Raw genomic sequence first — 2,107 nt, 5'->3', positions numbered from 1 at the left:
TGCCCTGATTCCCGTTCAGTGCTGCCGGAACGATGTAGGCGTTGATGTTGCGGAGCTCCTTCGTGTCAATGTAGCCGTTGATGTACTCAAGCACATATTTGCGGACAAGCGGGAAAATCTGCGACTGGTTTGAGACTCCTCCGCCGAGAATGATTTTCTGCGGGCTGAGCATGTATATCACAGATGTCAAAGCCTGCGCGATGTACTTGGCCTCAAGATCCCAGACTTCGGGCATCTCGCGGAGTTCCTTTGCGGGTTTTCCCCAGCGAGCCTCGATTGCCGGACCGCACGCCATTCCCTCGAAGCACTGGCCGTGATTCGGGCAGTGTCCAGCGTATTCGTCGCCGGGAACTGGTACTAACTTGATGTGTCCTGCTTCGGGGTGAAGCATTCCGTGAATGAGGTTTCCGCCGCTCATTGCTCCCATGCCTATGCCCGTGCCGATGGTGAAATACACTGCGTCAGTGAGTCCCTTCGCACAGCCCCACGTAGCTTCGCCGAGAAGTGAGCCGTTCACGTCTGTGTCAAACCCTACAGGAATATCACCAAGTGCTTCCTTGAGAGTTTTGACCATTGGGAAATTGCGCCAGGGGATTTTGGGCGTGTAGAGAATGTTCCCATAGGTCTTGGAGTTCGGCCTGACGTCGACAGGTCCGAAACACGCTACACCAATTGCCTGAATCTTCTCCTCACCTTCGGGCACATCAATTTTTGCCTTGAAGTACTCGATGATGGCGGGCATGGTCTCCTCAGGTGTGGCAGTTGGGATCGAAACCTGATCAAGTATCTGGCCTTCCTCATTGCCGACAGCGCAAATCATCTTTGTTCCGCCGGCCTCTAATGCTCCGTATAACATTATCCGAATAACCTCCCAAATAATCCCTTCGGCTTCGGCTTGGGTTCTTCTGCCTTCACTTCCGGCTTGGGAGCTTCCGGCTTGGGAGCTTCTGCTGCCGGTTTCGGTTCGGGCTTCACTTCCGGCTTCGGGGACTCAGTCTTGAATTTAGACAGGTCAACGTTCCTGACGTTCCCTCTGAGCGGTAATATGCTCTTCGGGTTTACGGAGAGTTCATCAACTCCCCACTTCAGGAAGTCTTCTGTTAGTGTCGGGTCAGCACCGAGCTCGCCGCAGATTCCGACCCATGTACCGTGCCTGTGTCCTGCCTCGATTGTCTCGCGGATGAGCCTCAACACTGCAGGGTGATGAGTGTCGGCGAAACGCTCAAGGTTCGCGCTCTGACGGTCGATGGCGCATGTGTACTGCGTGAGGTCATTCGTTCCGAGCGAGAAGAAGTCCACCTCTTGGGCTAGCTCGTCTGCACAAAGGGCGGCCGCAGGAGTCTCTATCATTATACCAATCTCGATTTCTCCCATAGCTTTTCCTTCGGCCTTGAGTTCGTTGCGGCACTCCTCAAGAATTTCCTTGCACTCCTGGACTTCCCAGCGGCTGATGATCATCGGGAACATTATACCCAAATTGCCGAACGCTGAAGCCCTCAGCAGTGCGCGCAGCTGCTTCTTGAAGAAGTCTCTGCGGTAGAGGCAGATTCTTACGGCCCTGAAGCCTAACGCCGGGTTCTCTTCCTTGTCGAGCTTCATGTAGTCGATGGTCTTATCCGCGCCGATGTCGCAGGTACGGATAATCACGAGTCTCGGTGCTAGCCCCTCAAGAACTTTCTTGTAGGCCGCGAACTGCTCATCCTCCGTAGGCTCTTCCTTGCTGTTGAGGTACACGAACTCCGACCTGAAGAGTCCGACACCTTCCGCGTCGTTGTCGAGGACTGCCTGAATGTCCTTCGGGCCGCCGATGTTAGCGTACAGCCTTACCGACCGGCCGTCCTTAGTAACGCTGGGCTGTCCCTTGAGTTCCTGAAGTTTTGCCTCGCGTGCTCTGTCCTCAGCCTGCTTTGCGGAGAGTTCGTCGATGAGGTACTGGTCAGGCTCAACGTAAATGCAGCCATTGTAGCCGTCGAGGATCGCGAACTTTCCGTCGCATTCGTCAGTGATGTCGTGGCACTGAATGAGCGTGGGCCAGTTCGTGCTTCTGGCGAGAATAGCTGTGTGGCTGTTGGAGCTGCCCATGCGGGTAACAAGTCCGAGCAGCAGC

Annotated in this window: 2 protein-coding genes; both read right to left on the bottom strand. The window is 55.1% G+C overall.

The features are described 5' to 3' along the window. Window positions 1–856: ROK family protein (locus IJT02_04460; GenBank protein MBQ7544178.1), on the bottom strand; the 856-nt coding region annotated here is incomplete at its 3' end. Next, on the bottom strand, window positions 856–2,107 hold a 1,252-nt coding region (ptsP, locus tag IJT02_04455; protein MBQ7544177.1), incomplete at its 5' end, for a phosphoenolpyruvate--protein phosphotransferase. The genes IJT02_04460 and ptsP, both read right to left, overlap by 1 nt.

It is taken from the genome of Synergistaceae bacterium, from assembly GCA_017450125.1.
Classification (GTDB): domain Bacteria; phylum Synergistota; class Synergistia; order Synergistales; family Aminobacteriaceae; genus JAFUXM01.
Note: the sequence above shows the minus strand (reverse complement) of the source record. Positions and strands in the feature narration are given on the sequence as shown.